11 protein-coding genes, 1 tRNA gene and 1 pseudogene are annotated in these 14,867 nt (G+C 71.0%); 4 read left to right on the top strand and 9 right to left on the bottom strand.

Translation table 11 applies throughout. From position 1 onward, the window contains the following. Positions 1-181 precede the first annotated feature (181 nt). A pseudogene (locus tag NE236_RS14770) lies at positions 182-415 on the top strand (NUDIX hydrolase); the annotation flags it as partial. On the opposite strand, the gene NE236_RS43535 reads toward NE236_RS14770, so the two are convergent. Continuing rightward, positions 386-508, bottom strand: coding sequence for a hypothetical protein (locus tag NE236_RS43535; protein WP_289850492.1), 123 nt, complete (start codon positions 506-508; stop codon positions 386-388). The pseudogene NE236_RS14770 and the gene NE236_RS43535 overlap by 30 nt on opposite strands. A gap of 104 nt (positions 509-612) precedes the next feature. Beyond that, positions 613-1,473 (bottom strand): phosphotransferase family protein, encoded by an 861-nt coding sequence (locus tag NE236_RS14765; protein WP_372494355.1) that lies wholly within the window; start codon positions 1,471-1,473, stop codon positions 613-615. A gap of 141 nt (positions 1,474-1,614) precedes the next feature. Between NE236_RS14765 and hemC the strand changes: the two genes are divergently transcribed. Then, positions 1,615-2,619 carry a hydroxymethylbilane synthase gene (gene hemC, locus NE236_RS14760; RefSeq protein ID WP_252842533.1) on the top strand — a complete coding sequence of 335 codons (1,005 nt, stop codon included), beginning with the start codon at positions 1,615-1,617 and terminating at the stop codon, positions 2,617-2,619. Positions 2,620-2,650: 31 nt separating this feature from the next. Here hemC and NE236_RS14755 read toward each other — a convergent pair whose 3' ends face one another. The 7 genes from NE236_RS14755 to NE236_RS14725 all read right to left on the bottom strand — a co-directional run bounded on the left by NE236_RS14755 (position 2,651) and on the right by NE236_RS14725 (position 13,151). Further along, positions 2,651-3,247: a histidine phosphatase family protein gene (locus NE236_RS14755; protein ID WP_252842532.1), complete on the bottom strand. Its 597-nt coding sequence runs from the start codon at positions 3,245-3,247 to the stop codon at positions 2,651-2,653. Between the two features lie 27 nt (positions 3,248-3,274). Next, positions 3,275-5,701 (bottom strand): FAD-dependent oxidoreductase, encoded by a 2,427-nt coding sequence (locus NE236_RS14750; RefSeq protein ID WP_252842531.1) that lies wholly within the window; start codon positions 5,699-5,701, stop codon positions 3,275-3,277. After that, positions 5,698-6,756, bottom strand: a complete 1,059-nt coding sequence (locus NE236_RS14745; protein ID WP_252842530.1) for an alpha/beta fold hydrolase — start codon at positions 6,754-6,756, stop codon at positions 5,698-5,700. The genes NE236_RS14750 and NE236_RS14745 overlap by 4 nt, the downstream gene beginning before the upstream one ends. A 130-nt stretch (positions 6,757-6,886) precedes the next feature. Next, positions 6,887-9,790 (bottom strand): helix-turn-helix transcriptional regulator, encoded by a 2,904-nt coding sequence (locus NE236_RS14740; RefSeq protein WP_252842529.1) that lies wholly within the window; start codon positions 9,788-9,790, stop codon positions 6,887-6,889. 408 nt (positions 9,791-10,198) lie between these two features. Continuing rightward, on the bottom strand, positions 10,199-10,738 hold the full coding sequence (locus NE236_RS14735; RefSeq protein ID WP_252842528.1) for an ATP-binding protein: 540 nt from the start codon (positions 10,736-10,738) through the stop codon (positions 10,199-10,201). Between the two features lie 116 nt (positions 10,739-10,854). Beyond that, entirely contained in the window at positions 10,855-11,529 is a 675-nt protein-coding gene (locus NE236_RS14730; protein ID WP_252842527.1) for a response regulator, read from the bottom strand. Then, entirely contained in the window at positions 11,526-13,151 is a 1,626-nt protein-coding gene (locus NE236_RS14725) for a sensor histidine kinase (protein ID WP_252842526.1), read from the bottom strand. Before NE236_RS14725 ends, NE236_RS14730 begins: the two co-directional genes overlap by 4 nt. Positions 13,152-13,285: 134 nt before the next feature. Between NE236_RS14725 and NE236_RS14720 the strand changes: the two genes are divergently transcribed. Beyond that, complete coding sequence (locus NE236_RS14720) at positions 13,286-14,680, top strand: cation:dicarboxylate symporter family transporter (RefSeq protein ID WP_252842525.1); 1,395 nt, start codon at positions 13,286-13,288, stop codon at positions 14,678-14,680. A 98-nt stretch (positions 14,681-14,778) separates the two neighbouring features. Beyond that, positions 14,779-14,852: transfer RNA gene (locus NE236_RS14715), tRNA-Ile, on the top strand. Positions 14,853-14,867: the final 15 nt, after the last annotated feature.

The raw sequence follows: 14,867 nt of genomic DNA, 5'->3' as shown, positions 1-14,867 counted from the left end.
GCCGCAAGCGGCTCTCGCCCCGGGCGCCGGGTAGCGTCGCCCTGTGACTGCGTCCTCCTCCGAGCGGACCCGCTGGACGATCCACGGTGAGCGCCTGGTCGACGATAACCCGCACATTCGTCTGTCGATTGCCAGCGTGGAGCTACCCGACGGGATCACGTTCGACCAGTACGTGTTCCGGATGCCGCGATGCGCGATGACGATCGTGCTCGACGACGCTGGGGAGAACATCCTTCTGATCTGGCGGCACCGATTCATCGTCAACCGATGGGATTGGGAAGTCCCCGGCGGTTATGTCGACCCCGGCGAGGATGGTACGGCTGCGGCGGCCAGGGAGGCGGAGGAGGAGACCGGCTGGCGTCCCCGGAACGTCAAGTTCCTGCTCTCATACCAGCCGATGATCGGCTCGGCCGATGCTCCACAAGACGTCTACGTCGCGCACGGCGCTGACCACGTCGGCGAGCCTGAGCTTGACGAGGCGGAACGCCGCCCGGATCTGCTCGATCATGCTCTCGACCGCCGCTGCCGCGGATCGGTCCGGGCATCGTCGTACGTCGCCTGGATACGTGCTCGTACGCCGCAGGCGCCCTTATCCGCGGGGGTATCGCGGCATCACAGGATCTGCCACTCCAGCGCGGTGTTCTCGGACGCCAGCCCTTCGATGCGCCGAGTCACTTCAGGGGCGGTCTGCGGTGCGTGTATGACCTTGCGGGCATTGGTGGCGATCATCCGAATCTCTCGTAGATCACGCAAGACGGGATAGCCGTCCCAGGCGGTGACGTCATAGCCGTAGGCGTCAGAAAAAGCCTGGTAGTGCTGCCTGCCGTAGCCGAACCTCCGGCAATGGATCTCGATCGTCACGAGATCCCATTCCGGATGCCCCCACACGAAGGTGTCCCAGTCGCACAGAACGGCGCGGTCGCCGAGATGCAGTGCGTTCCGGTGCTGCGGATCTCCCTGCAAGATCCCTTCCGGCAAGTTGAACCGTACGGTTGCGAGGGCGGCCTCGAGCCGATCAAGTCGATTGGCCAGGTACCGGAGTGCATGAGAGGGAAGTGACTGGGTCGCGGCCAGAGACCTTCGTATCACGGCAACGTTGTCCACGCGCCGGATCGGAAACGGCGGCGTTGGCAGCGAATGCAGAGCGTGTAGCGGTGCCGCGATCTGCGCAGCTGAGACCGGGTGATCGGGTTGCGGCAGAAACGTCCAGAACGTCACCGCATGACCGTCGACAACGACTGGCTGATCAGAGACCGGATACAGCGGTACGGTCGGGAAGTCTTGCTCCATGAGCCACCGAACGAACTGCACCGTCCTGGCGACCTCAGAAGGCCGTGTGCCTCGGCGGGCGATTTTTACCACCACCGGATCGCGGATCAGCCGGATCACCGCGTTAGTGTGACCGCGGAGCAGGACCGCGTCCGTGCAGTCGAGGCCGGCTCTTACACAGGCGACTTCGAGGACATGCTGCATCTCGGGCGCTGAATAGCCGCCGGGGAGGGGCGTCATGTCGCAAGGTTGGCGCAGCGACGGCCGGAGTGTCACATCCAGCCGGGCGGGAGCGCCAGAATCTCCGTCAGCTCTCTCGTCCACGAACAGGAACGCCGCACCACGATGACGATCGTCTCGACCGAATCCCAGGCCGCCGTCGCCGCGACCTACTTCGCCCGGTCCCTCCCTCCTCGCAAACTGCGCCTGGGTAGCCGCACTTCCCAGCTGGCGATGGCCTACGCGGGCAGGGTCGTCGACGCGATCCGTGGAGTTCTGCCCGATCTGCAGATCGAGATCGTCCCGATCAAGACCTCCGGCGACGCCTGGAAAGGTGACCTCGCCCAACTCGGCGGCAAGGGCGCCTTCATGAAGGAGCTCGACGCGGCGTTGGTCACCGGCCAGATCGACATGGCCATGCACGCGATGAAGGACGTCCCCGGAGACGTCCCTCTCCCGCAAGGCCTCATGTTCGGGGCCTACCTGCCGCGCGAGGACGTTCGAGACTGCGTCGTGTGGCGTGCGGGATCGCCCTACGCGTGCCTGGACGACCTCCCGCCCGGGACCGTGATCGGCACTTCGGCCGTGAGGCGCAAGGCGCAGATCCTGCGCGTTCGACCCGACCTCCAAGTAGAGCGCTTCCGAGGCAACGTCATTCCCCGCCTCGCCAAGCTCGACGAGAACGACCGGATCGAGGCGCTCGTCCTGGCCCGTATCGGACTGGTTTGCGGCGGAGTCGCCGACCGCGTCGGCCAGATCCTGGAAATGGATCAGATGTGCCCCGCCGTCGGCGCGGGCGTCATCGGTGTGCAGTGTCGCGAGACGGACGAGGGGATCCGCGAGCTGCTGCGAATGATCGACCACGAGGAGACTCGCGTGCACATCACCGCCGAGCGGACGATGCTGCACGCCCTGCAGGGACACTGCAACTCACCGATCGCCGGGCACTGCTCGACGACAGCCGATGGGCAGCTGTCCCTGCTCGGCATGGTGTTCAGCCGAGACGGCGGCCAGTTCGTCTACGCCCAGGAGTGGGACACCCCCGACCGCGCCTTCGAACTCGGCGCGTACGTCGGCGCGCTGCTGAACCGCAAGGGCGCTCAGAAGATCATCAGTGGTATCCCGCACTGAGTTCCGGCGCGGAGCGCGCGCGGTAGGACATTCAGATCGGCACGTTGTAGGTGAGCAGGGCGGTGTCGGGGCCGTCGAGGCGGAGTTCGGCGGGCGCGCAGTTGGGCAGGGTCGGGAAGACCACGCGGTACCGGGACAGCGGGATGCCGAGCAGCTCGCACAGGGCCAGGCGCAGGAGCGTGCTGTGGGACACGACGAGGATGCGCCGCCCGTCGTGGCGCTCGGCCGCCGCCCGCAGGGCCGCCACGCCGCGTGCGGCGGCGGCACGCGGATCCTCGGCGCCCGGGAACGCCCCGGCGACCGGGTCCGCGCGGAACGCGACGGCCTGCCGGACCGGTAGCTCGGCGAGCCGCCGGCCCTCGGCGACGCCGAAGTGCATTTCCCGCAGGCGAGGCTCGATGGTGGGTGTCAGGCCGAGGGCGTCGGCGGCGGGGGCGGCGGTGAGCCGGGCTCGGCTCAGCGGTGAGACCCGGATCGCGTCGATCCCGGCTCCGGCCGCCCAGGCGCCGAGGCGCTCGGCCTGCGCACGGCCGTTCTCGGTCAGCTCGACGTCGCTGCTTCCCGCGTAGCGGCTCTCACCGTGCCAGACCGTCTCGCCGTGCCGGACGGCGAAGATCGTCGTGCTCACTATGCCCCCGTCAGAGCGCCGGTTCGCCTACGTCGGGCTGGGTTCGCTGCCGGCGGCTGCGGGCTGGGGGTCTTCGTTGTCCGGTGCGCGTCCGCCGAATATCTTCGGGCGATAGGTGTCCCAGAGCTCGCTGAGGAAGAACCCGCCGAAGCGCTCCAGGGCGGCCAGGCCGCCCGGCCCCTCCGTGCGGAACGTGGTGAGCTGCCGGGCGAAATCGTCCAGGCTGATATGGAGGATGCCCGCGCCGGCGATGGCCGCGTCGTCGTCCCCGCCCTCGGGCACGTGTCCCTCGAAGATGCGGAAGAACAGTGTCGTGGTGTCCGGCCAGACGTGCGTTGCCGTCCGGTGCCGGATGTCCTTCCACCCGGAGAGGGTGCGGGGCCGGTCCTTATCGTCGGTGAAGTGCAGGCGATACCGCATGAGCTTGCGGTCCGGCGCACCTCCCGGACAGAACAGGTTGAACCAGCCCCGCTGGATCTGACACCGGCCCCCGCAGACAGCGGCGTCGATCCATCCCTCGGCCCGTGCCGTGTGCTCGGGCTCCTCCAGGAAGCGGTCCACGTCGTCGACGGTGATCGTGAGCCGGAACCCGAGCGCGTGCCCGTGCTCCCGCCCAGCCCGCTCTCCCGCCCCGGGAGCGTGCACACCATCGGCGTAGAACCCCTTCATCTCCTCGGTGAACGACAGCGACGTGCGCTCGGAGGCACCCCTGCGGACCTCCGGAGCACGCGCCGTGCCGTTCACCGCCCCTCCGACCGGGCGTCGCTCCCCGTTTGCGCGCCCGGCGCTCTCCAGCAACCGCGTGCACATCCGGTCGGACAGTGCCGCGATCGTCAGTGACGGGTTCGGCCCGACCGCGCCGGGCAGTGCCGCCCCGTCCGCGATGTACAGGCCGGGGAACCCGTGCACCTCCCCGAACGGGTCGCAGACCCCCTCACCGGGGTGGCGCCCCATCGGTGCGCCGCCCCCGGGGTGCACCGTGATGATGCGCTTGCGGAACCAGATCGGGTTGTCGGCGTAGGTCGCACCGAGCACGGCGGCGATCCGCTTCATCGTGGAGCGCAGCCGCGCGAAGTACTCCTCGCTCGTCTTCGTCGTCCAGTCGGCGTGCAGCTTGCCGCCCCGCAGGCGAAGCACGCCGTCCGGGACGTCGCGGCCCATGCCGAGCAGCGGCAGCGAGCTCACCGACAGCGCCCCGTCGCCGATCAGCTCCGACAACTCACTGGACAGATTGGTGTCCGGTGCGCGGGAGATGAACGCGACGAACCGCTCGAACATCAGGCGGACGACCCGCGAGACCTCGCGGCTGACGTCGGCCTCCTCGACCATCCAGTCGACGAAGGTCGGGTAGCCGCCGTCCTCGATGTAGGCTCCGCGCCCGGCGCCCGGCACGCCGTCGACCTCGTCGGGGAGCCGGATGGCGCTGGTGATCGTGGGGCCACGGCTGGCGTCGAGCGGACGGATCCGGTCGCGGTCCTTGGCCCGCATGAGGAAGGTGAGCAGGTCGCCGTTGCCGGAGAAGCGCGTGCCGAGTGCGTCGCTCAGGCCCGGGAAGCGCGCCTGGTCCCGTAGCAGCAGGTAGGTCGTGCCGTACGCGCCCGCTCCCAGCACCAGGCGATCGCACGAGATGGTCCGCGGCGTCGGCTTGCGGGCCTTCTCCAGAGGGTCGTGCCGGACGTAGTCGACCTCGTAGCCGCCTTCCGGGCGGGGCCGGATCCCGCGCACCTCGTGCAGGGTGCGCAGGTCCGCGCCATGGCGCCGGGCCGCGGAGAGGTAGGTGTGGTCCAGGCTGTTCTTCGCCCCGTCGTTGCAGCCCAGGTAGCACTCACCGCACAGCCGGCAGCTGCGGCGCTCCACGCCGTGCACGTTGCCGTACGGGGGGTCGGCGATCGGCAGCCCGAGCCCGGGCTCGGCCCCCGGTCTCGGCGCGAAGCTGACCGCCAGTGACGGCAGCTGCCAGTCGAGCCCGAGCTCGGCCGCCGCGTCCTGCATCGCGTGGGCCTTGGCGGTGGCCGCGAAGGCCGGATGGTCGAGCGGGTAGGGCGTGCCCCCGAGCATGCCCTCGACCGCGTCGTAGTGCGGATCCAGCTCTTCGCGGCTCACCGGCCAGGTCTCGTACCCGCCCCCGGGCAGCGCCTGATCCTTGACGAACCACTCCTCGTCCTTGCGCAGCAGGACGTTGGCGTAGATCAGCGAGCCGCCGCCCAGGCCGCTGGAGACGACCGAGTCGAATCCCCGGAACCCCCAGACGTCGAACAGCCCGTACAGGCCGTCCGCCGGGTCCCAGAAGGCGCGGCTCATCTGTGCCGGCGTACGGGCGAAGGTGCCGGGAGGGTAGTCCTGGCCGCGCTCCAGCACGACGACCGACAGGCCCGCCTCGGCCAGCCGGTAGGCGGCGACGGCCCCGCCGAAACCGGAGCCGACCACCACGACGTCGGAGTGTTCGCTGCTCATGAGGCCTGCCGCTTCAGGAAATCAAGGATCTTCGGGAAGACGTCGATGTGGGCGTTCTCGCCGATAAAGGGATCGATGTGGCCGTAGCCGGGGAGGGAGGCGAACTCCTGCCGCCCGGGCCGGGCCCGCTCGAGCGCCTCGTGACAGGCCGCGTTCGCGCCGGGGAAGACATGGTTGCGATCACCCGACAACAGGAGGACCGGTGTGGTGACCTCGTTCGCACGTGTCAGGTAGGCGTCGGGCAGAGCGGCGTGACGCGGGTCGCCCGGGTCGTATTTGACGGCCTGACCGGCCGACACCATCTTGCGGATGTGCCGGAAGTAGTGCACGCCTGTCGGGCCGAGCAGGTCCGCGATCCGCTGGTGGGTGACCGGCAGCAGGTTGTCGTGCTCGTACAGGGCCGGATGACCGCTGCCCCACATGAAGCTGATCATGTGGCAGTCGCGCACGTCGCACTCCCGGTGGAAGAGCGAGACCAGACGGGAGACCATCCAGCCGCGAGTGAGCGGCGGAGCCTCGCCGAAGCGTGAGTCCATGAACGACAGGCCGATGAGGTACTCCGACAGACCGGGGCCCGCCGCGAGCTTCAGCCGCGACCAGGTGGGCACGCGGGGCGTCAGCGAGACGCTGTTGCTCACGAAGCTCGCGACGCCGTCGAGGGCGCCGCCGAACAGGCTCATGGAGAACGACATCGACCCGAGGCAGTGCGCGACCACGTGCACCCGCCGGTCGCCGATGTGCCGGCGCATCTCGCGCAGGGCGGCCGGGTGGTCCCAGGCCGCGATGTCGTCCAGCGTGTAGCGGTGCGTCTCGGTGTCGTACGGCAGCCGGGAGCTCATGCGGAAGTCGAGCGCCCAGACGTCGGCGAACCCGTTGTCCAGCAGGGCGCTCACCAGGTTCTGGTGCTCGGGCATGATGAACATGTCGATGGAGGCCGTGAGGCCGTGCAGCAGCAGCACGACGTCGTCACAGTCGCCGCGCCGGAAGCGCGTCAGGTTGAGCCCGAGACCGTCGTCCGTCGCGAACGGATGCACGGACACTTCGGCATCGGACACGCCCTCGAGGGTGTATCGCGCCGGGACACGATGTTGCACGACTTTTCACCTCCCTGTCTCCGGGCCCCACAATGGCAGGCTCACAAGGGCGTGCGTCATCGTGGTAAACCCTGATTCCGCCCGGCGGCGACTACGGGTTCTGGTTCAGCGCGCTGACGATACCGACCCGGGACGACACTCCGAGCTTGGCGAAGATGTGCGACAGGTGCGTCTCGACCGTCCGGATGCTGAGGAACAGCCGTTCGGCGATCTGCTGGTTCGTGCACCCCTCGGCCACGAGCGTCGCCACCTCGAACTCCCGCGGGGACAGTCCGTGCGGGCCGGCCGACCGGCCGGTCGCGCCCGGCACGCGTACGCCGACCCTGCGCTGCGCCTGGACGGCCTGAGCGTGGAGGGTGTGGGCGCCGCACGCGGCGAAGGTCTCCGCGGCGGCGCCGAGCTCGGCCCGCGCCTGGGGGCGTTCGCCGGCCGCCGTGTAGGAGATCCCGGCGCGGAGCCTGGCCCGCCCGGCGTGGATCCGCATGCCGCCCTCGTCGAGGATGGCGGCCGCGGCCTGGGCCTGCTCGGCCGCCACGCCCGGATCGGACGCCGCCAGCGCGTGCGCGCGGGCCAGCATGGCGAACCCGCCGTTCGTCTCCAGACCGGGTCGGGCGAGCACGTCGGCGCGGTCCGCCCAGCCCGTGGCGTCCCGGGGCCGCCCCCGCGTCGCGTCCACGTCGGCCAGCGTCTCGCAGCAGGCCATCAGCGTGCCGGGATCGAGTCTGGGGTCGGCGAAGTCGCCGCAGGCGGCGAGCAGCTCCTCCGCGCCCTCGTCCAGGCGCCCCACATGGATTAATGCCATTCCCCGCGCGTACAGGGCCATGGCGGCCCACCACTCCCCGCGGCCGAGCCTGAGGCCGACGAGCTCCTCACCGAGCCGCAGGGCGGATTCGTGGTCACCGGACCAGCTCGCCGCCAGGCACTGCTGCGTCATCGCGAAGCCCAGCGACTCGCTCGAGCGCAGGAGGCGGGCCACTTCCGCGGCCTCCTCGGCGGCGGCGGCCGCCTCGTCCAGTCGCCCGAGCATCGTCAGCGTCTGAGCCTGACCGGCCATGATGTGCGGCAGCATCGAGCTCTGCCCGGTGGTGCGGGCCACCGTCAGGAAACGACCGAAGTGCTGCAGGGCGTCGGCGTACCGGCCCATCATCAGCTCCAGCCAGCCCAGCCAGATGTCCGTGTCGAGCCAGTCGGCGAGGTGGTCGCCCGGCGCGACCGCCATGAGACCGGCGGCCACCGTCGCGTAGCGGGCGGCGTCCGCGATGCGACCGGCGGCGTAGGCGGGCATCGGGCGTACGGCGGCGACCGCCAGCACCAGGCTGGGCTCCCAGCCGTCGGCGCTCTCCGGCATCAGGTCGAGTACGGCCTGGGCGGCGCGGAAGTCGCTGCGCATCAGGCTCTCGGTCACCAGCCGCACGCGCAGCTCGACGGCGGCCGGGGCCTGGGTGTCGGGGATCCGGCGAAGCTCGTCGAGGAGGAGCGCGCGGGCCTCGTGCGGGCGGTCGAGCTGGCGTTCCATGATGCCGCACAGCCGAGCCGCCCGGGCGCGGCGCGCGAAGTCGTCGGGCGGGAGCAGGCGCAGCAACTCCCGCGCGGTGTCCTTGCCCTCGGCGATCCGGCCGCTGACCGCCTGCGCACGGGCGAGCTCCAGCAGCAGCTCCAGCCTCATCTCGAGGGTGTCCGGAACGAGCCGGAGTGCCTCCTGCAGCCAGTGCGCGGCGGTCGCGGGGGCCTGTGCCGCGACCGTACGGGCCGCCTCGACGAGCGTCGCGATGGCGGTCTGATCACCGATCCTGGCGGAACGCTCGACGTGCGGAGCCCGTGCCGTCGCCGGAGCGAGCAGGTCCGCCAGCCGGGCGGCGATCCGGGCGTGCACGGCATGCCGCCAGCCCGCCGCCGCCGACTCGTAGGCCGCATGCCGGACGAGCGGATGCCGGAACCGGAACCGGCCCGGTGCCGCCGGCCGTACGACGTCACGCGCGACCAGCTCGTTGATCGCCTGCAGCGTGAGGTCTTCGGACGTCTCGGCGGTCACCGCGACGAGGGCGGGTTCGAACTCGTCGGCGGCGACGGCGGCCGCCTGTCCGATGAGCAGCGCGGTGGCGGAAAGACCGCTCAGCTCCATGCCCAGGGCCGCGCGCACGGCCAGGGGCAGTTCGCCGATCTCGGCCGGCTCGCCGGTGCCGTCGAGCGTCCCGGCGCCGGGCCCCATGCGGGCGAGAGCGTCGAGATAGAAGGGGTTTCCGCCGCTGGTCTCGTACAGCGCCCTGCGACGCGCCCTGCTCACCTCCGGGCCCAGGAGCTCGCCGGCCTCCGCCTCGCTGAGCGGGTTCACCGGGACCCGCGTCGCGATCTCCATCAGCGCGGCGAGCCGGGGCGACGCCTGGGCCGGCCGATAGGCCACCGCCACCAGCATCCGCCCGCGCGGCGGATGGCGTGCCAGGTGGTCGAGCAGCTCGACCGTCGACTCGTCGGCCCAGTGCACGTCGTCGAGGATGAGCACGAGCCCGTCGGGCGCGGCCAGCTCCTCCAGCAGGCGCCGGACCGCGCGGTACAGGTGGTACCGGCCGGTGGCGGGCGCGAGCGTCTCGATGTCACCGGTCGCGGCGCCGGAGAGCGCGGGGAAGACCGTGGCCAGCAGCCCGGTCGCCGGTGCGCCGAGCCGGTCGGGCAGCTCCTTCGCGATCGTCTCCAGGCGGTCGTCCAGCGCGTCGAGCACGGCACTGAACGGCATCTCCTCGAACTCGGTGGCCCGGCCGGACAGGGTGGGCAGCCGGCGCCGGGTGGCCTCGGCGACCAGCTCGTCGAGCAGCCGTGTCTTTCCCGCACCGGGATCGCCGGCCAGGCCCACGAACCGGAAGGTGCCGGCGGTGGCGGTGTCGAGGAGCTGGGTGAAGCCATCGAGGACGTCGCGGCGTCCGACCAACGGGGAATCGGCGTCTCCCGTCATGCCCGCGGTCGGCGATGCACCGGTCGCCCCGCCGACACGACGATCCATACCTTTTCCTTGGGGTGGCGGTGCTTCGCGGCCCTGCTGCGACCCGAGGGGTCGTAATCGGCAGTTTACCGAGACAGGGCTTTCGGCGTCGCGGGCGGCGGTTCGGGCTCTTCCCGCTCAGCCGCACGTCGCGGGGCAGGTAATCAGATTGTTACTCAGGGAAGCCCCTCGGACGCGGCCGACGGAGGCCGGAAATGGGCCGCCGGGCGCGGGCTGCGGGGGTACCGCGGCGCATCGGGAGGGGCGGCCGGGGCCTACGGCGAGGCCGACCGAATTCGTCGGGCGCGATGAGGGCGACCGAGGGAGCCACGGCGACCGGGGGCGTCACGGTGAGAGCGACCGGGGGCGTCACGGTGAGGGCGGCCCCTCCGGCAGGTGCCGGCCGGGGCGGGCGCGGTCGATCGGAGGTCAGGCGCGGGGGACGGCGAGGGCGGCCCATACCGCCTTGCCGGCCGCGGGCAGGGGCGTCCAGCCCCACGTGCGGCTGAGGGCCTCGATCACGTGCAGGCCGCGGCCGTTCTCGCTGATCTCGCAGGGGTCGCGTACGAGGGGCTCCTCGCGGCTGGCGTCCGCGACGACGCAGACGACGAGGCCGCCGTGGCGGATCAGGGTCAGCCTGATCGGCCGGTCGTCGGCGGTCCCGAAGAGCGGGGGCAGGCCGTAGCGCAGGGCGTTGGTGACCAGTTCGGAGACGACGACGGTCGCGTCGTCCGCGAGGTCGGCCAGCCCCCAGGCCCGCAGGGTCGCGATGGTGAACTCGCGTGCGATGCCGGGAGAGGCGCCGCTCGCCCGCAAGGGGCACATGGCGTCCTGGGAGGGACCGAAGACCGGTCCGTACGCCGCGAGCTGAGGCAGCACGTGCGCGCTGTCGCGCGCGCTCGCCGGGGAGGGTGACTCCTCGGCGCGCTCGTGCCGGGCAGAGGTACAGCTCGTGCGATACAGGGGCATCTGGGTTGCCTCCAGACGACTCGGGCGGGCCGAGTGGGCTTGATCGGCTATCTTCCCTCGGAGCGCGTTCCGATGCAAGAACTGATGCACACACAAATGCACGTGCAAATGCGCGGTCACCGGGACCACTGGTACAGGAGTTCCGGACGGCCGACCTGGCCGTACTGGGGTGTACGGGCGGCCTGTCCTCCGTCGACGAGGTGTTCCAGGTACCGGCGGGCGGTGACCCGCGAGATTCCGGCGGCCGCCGCCACCGCCCCGGCCGTCAATCCCTCGTCGGTGCCGCGCAGGGTGGCCGTCACCGTCTCGAGCGTCGACGCGCTCATCCCCTTGGGCAGCGCCGGACGGTCCGCGCTGCGCAGCGTGGCGAGCGCCCGGTCGACCTCCTGCTGGTCGGCCGCCTCTCCGGGCCGGGCGACCGTGGCGTGGAACCGCGCGTACCGCTCCAGCTTGGCGCGCAGCGTCGCGAAGGTGAACGGCTTGAGGAGGTACTGCACGACGCCGACGGAGACCGCCGAGCGCACGGTGGTCAGGTCGCGGGCCGAGGTCACCGCGATCACGTCGGCCCGGTGTCCCGCCGCGCGGAGCCGCCGGCACAGCTGGAGCCCGTGGCAGTCGGGGAGGAAGAAGTCCAGGAGCAGGAGGTCGGCCGGTCGGCGTTCCAGGGCCCGTAGGGCCTCCGCCCCGGAGTGCACCACCCCCATCACCGCGAATCCGGGCACCCGCTCGACGTACATCCGGTGCGCCTCCGCCGCGACGGGATCGTCCTCGACCACCAGAACCTCGATCACGCCGGTGCCCTCCGCCCGAGTGGCAGGGTCACGGTGAACACCGCCCCGACCTCCCTGCCCACCTCGATCCGGCCGCCGTGCCGCGCGGCGGCCTGGGCGACGAGCGCCAGCCCGAGGCCACGCCCGGCCGGACGGTCGCCGTCCTTCGTCGACCAGCCCCGCTTGAAGATGTCCTCGACGGCGTCCGGACCGACGCCGCGCCCCGTGTCGGCGACGCGGAGGACGACGTCACCGTCCGCCGTACGGGCGGTGACGAAGACCTTCGGGGAGTCGCCACCGGCGTCCACGGCCGCCTCGACGGCATTGTCGATCAGGTTGCCCAGAAGCGTCACCATGTCGCGCGTGCCGAGCGTCTCGGTGATCACTGTGTCGTCGATCCGGGTGTCGGGGGTGATGACCAGCTCGACACCGCGCTCGTTCGCCTGCGCGGCCTTCCCGAGCAGCAGCGCGGCCAGGGTGGGCTCGGCCACCGCGTCCACGATCTGGTCGGTGAGGCGCTGGGTCAGCTCCAGCTCGGCGGTGGCGAACTCCACCGCGTCGTCCGGACGACCCAGCTCGACGAGGGACACCACGGTGTGCAGCCGGTTGGCCGCCTCGTGCGCCTGCGACCGCAGCGACTCGGCGAACCCCCGGACCGAGTCGAGCTCGCCGCTGAGCGCCTGCAGCTCGGTGTGGTCCCGGAGCGTCACCACGCTGCCCAGGTCGCGCGACTCCGACGTCACGGCCGACTTGTTCACCACGACGACGTGCTCGCGCGTCACGTGGATCTCGTCGACGCACGGCGCCGGGGAGGTGAGCGACGTACGGAGGGTCTCCGGCAGGGCAAGCGCGTCCACCTCCCGTCCTTCCACGTCGTCGGGCAGCCGGAGCAGTTCGCGCGCCGCGCCGTTGGCCAGCGCCACCTGGCCGCGCGGATCGAGCAGCAGCAGCCCCTCCCGTACGGTGTGCAGGATCGCGTGGTGGTACTCGAACATGCGGCCGAGCTCCGCCGCGTCCATGCCGTGGGTGTGGCGGCGGAGCCGCGCGTTGACGAGATAGGTGCCCGCGCCGCCGACGCCCAGCGCGAGCAGGGCGAGCAGCACCAGCGCCAGCAGCTGGTCCCGTACCTGCCGGTCGAGGACTCGCGCCTTGATGCCCGTACTGACCAACGCGACGACGCGGTGCCGCCCGTCGAACACCGGGGCCACCCTCCGCACCGACGGGCCCAGCGTCCCGGTGAAGGTCTCGGTGAAGGCGTGACCGGCCCGCGCCTGCTCGATGTGGCCCAGGAACGGCAGGCCGATCATCTCGGGGTTGGGATGCGTGTACCGGATGCCGGCCGGGCTCATGATCGTCACGAAGGCCACCCCGGTGTCCCGCCGCACCTGCTCGGCGTACGGCTGCAGCACCCGCGACGGATCCGGTCCCTCCACGGCGGCGGCGACGGTCGGCGCGTCGGCGATCCCCGCCGCGACGGCCGTCACCTGCCGCCGCGCTGTTTCCGCCGTCCTCCCCGCCGCGTACAGATAGGCGAGCACGGCGCCGCCCGCGACGACCGTGGCGACCACGATGATCTGCATGACGAAGAGCCGGCCGGCCAGGCTCCGATGCCGCCGACCCGCAGGCCGGGAGACCCATCGCATGTACGCAAGTGTGCACTGTGGGTTTCGGTGGTGTGAACGTCGGTTTTCGCGAACGAAATGAACGTAAAGGTGACTCTGCCCACAAACCTGCGCATAGTCCAGGCAGATTTCTCCCCGTTACGAAGGAGGCGGACATGTCTGCCGAGGCTGTGCGCCGGACGCCCGGACGACGCCGGGACCGTACTCACCTGCTCTACCTGATGGTGATCGCAGCGGTCGCCGCCGGCATCGTCGTCGGCTTCGCCGCGCCGAAGTTCGCCGTCGAGCTGAAACCCGTGGGCACCGGCTTCATCAACCTCATCAAGATGATGATCACGCCGATCATCTTCTGCACCATCGTGCTCGGAGTGGGCTCGGTGGCCAAGGCCGCCAAGGTCGGTGCGGTGGGCGGCCTCGCGCTCGGCTACTTCCTGGTCATGTCCACCATCGCCCTGGCGATCGGGCTCGTCGTCGGCAACGTGCTGCACCCCGGCTCGGGCATGCACCTGACCGCCGCGCTCCGCCAGGCCGGCCACGCGCAGGCGGCGACGGGCAAGGCCGAAGGCACGGCCGACTTCCTGACCGGCAGCATCCCCGACACCCTGCTCTCGGCGTTCACTGCGGGCCAGGTGCTGCAGACGCTCCTGGTCGCCCTGCTGACCGGCTTCGCGCTGCAGTCCATGGGCCCGGTCGGCGCGCCGATCCTCCGCGGCGTCGAGCACCTCCAGCGACTGATCTTCCGTATCCTCTCGATCGTTCTGTGGGCCGCTCCGGTCGGGGCGTTCGGAGCGATCGCGGCAGTGGTCGGGGCCACCGGAATCGACGCGCTGAAGAGCCTCGCGGAAGTCATGATCGCCTTCTACGTGACGTGCGCGCTGTTCGTCTTCGTCGTTCTCGGCGCGACCTTGTGGCTCGTGGCACGCGTCAACATCTTCGCCCTGCTGCGCTACCTCGCCCGCGAATTCCTGCTGATCTTCTCCACGTCCTCTTCGGACACCGCGCTGCCGCGCCTGATCGCGAAGATGGAGCACTTCGGGGTCGACCGGTCCGTCGTCGGCATCACCGTGCCGACCGGATACTCCTTCAACCTCGACGGCACCGCCATCTACCTCACGATGGCCTCGCTGTTCATCGCCTCGGCCACCGGGGCCCCGATGTCGATCGGGCAGCAGGTCGGACTGCTCCTCTTCATGGTCGTCGCCTCCAAGGGCGCGGCCGGGGTGACCGGCGCCGGCCTGGCCACTCTCGCCGGCGGTCTGCAGGCCCACCGGCCCGACCTCGTCGACGGCGTCGGCCTCATCGTCGGCATCGACCGCTTCATGTCGGAGGCCCGCGCCGTCACCAACTTCGCCGGCAACGCCGTCGCCACCGTGGTCATCGGCACGTGGACCAAGGAGTTCGACCGCGACCGCGCCCGCGAGGTCCTCGCTGGACGGCTCCCCTTCGACGAGACCACCCTCCTGGACGACGCGCCCCCCGCCGAACCCGGCACCGTGCCCCCGCCCGCGCCGGCAGGAGACACGGCGGCGTCCGCCCCCGCGAAGGTCTGAGCGCGCACCCCGTGGAACGCCCGCGCACCTCGGCTGTGTCCGAGTTGCGCGGGCGTCTGTGGGCAGGCAAGGTAGTGGGGCTTGATGCTCGCTACCCCGGGGCGGTAGCTCAGCCGGTTAGAGCAGGGGACTCATAATCCCTTGGTCGTGGGTTCGAGTCCCACCCGCCCTACGAGGCGGGTATCCC

Source organism: Actinoallomurus purpureus, from assembly GCF_024055795.1.
Taxonomy (GTDB): Bacteria; Actinomycetota; Actinomycetes; order Streptosporangiales; family Streptosporangiaceae; genus Actinoallomurus; species Actinoallomurus purpureus.
Note: the sequence above shows the minus strand (reverse complement) of the source record. Positions and strands in the feature narration are given on the sequence as shown.

Excerpts from the sequence above, each read along its gene's own strand:
- NE236_RS14720 (WP_252842525.1), top strand. The coding sequence starts at position 13,286 with ATGTCTGCCGAGGCTGTGCGCCGGACGCCCGGACGACGCCGGGACCGT.
- hemC (WP_252842533.1), top strand. The coding sequence starts at position 1,615 with ATGACGATCGTCTCGACCGAATCCCAGGCCGCCGTCGCCGCGACCTAC.
- NE236_RS14725 (WP_252842526.1), bottom strand. The coding sequence starts at position 13,151 with ATGCGATGGGTCTCCCGGCCTGCGGGTCGGCGGCATCGGAGCCTGGCC.
- NE236_RS43535 (WP_289850492.1), bottom strand. The coding sequence starts at position 508 with ATGATCGAGCAGATCCGGGCGGCGTTCCGCCTCGTCAAGCTCAGGCTC.
- NE236_RS14740 (WP_252842529.1), bottom strand. The coding sequence starts at position 9,790 with ATGGATCGTCGTGTCGGCGGGGCGACCGGTGCATCGCCGACCGCGGGC.
- NE236_RS14750 (WP_252842531.1), bottom strand. The coding sequence starts at position 5,701 with ATGAGCAGCGAACACTCCGACGTCGTGGTGGTCGGCTCCGGTTTCGGC.
- NE236_RS14735 (WP_252842528.1), bottom strand. The coding sequence starts at position 10,738 with ATGCCCCTGTATCGCACGAGCTGTACCTCTGCCCGGCACGAGCGCGCC.
- NE236_RS14765 (WP_372494355.1), bottom strand. The coding sequence starts at position 1,473 with ATGCAGCATGTCCTCGAAGTCGCCTGTGTAAGAGCCGGCCTCGACTGC.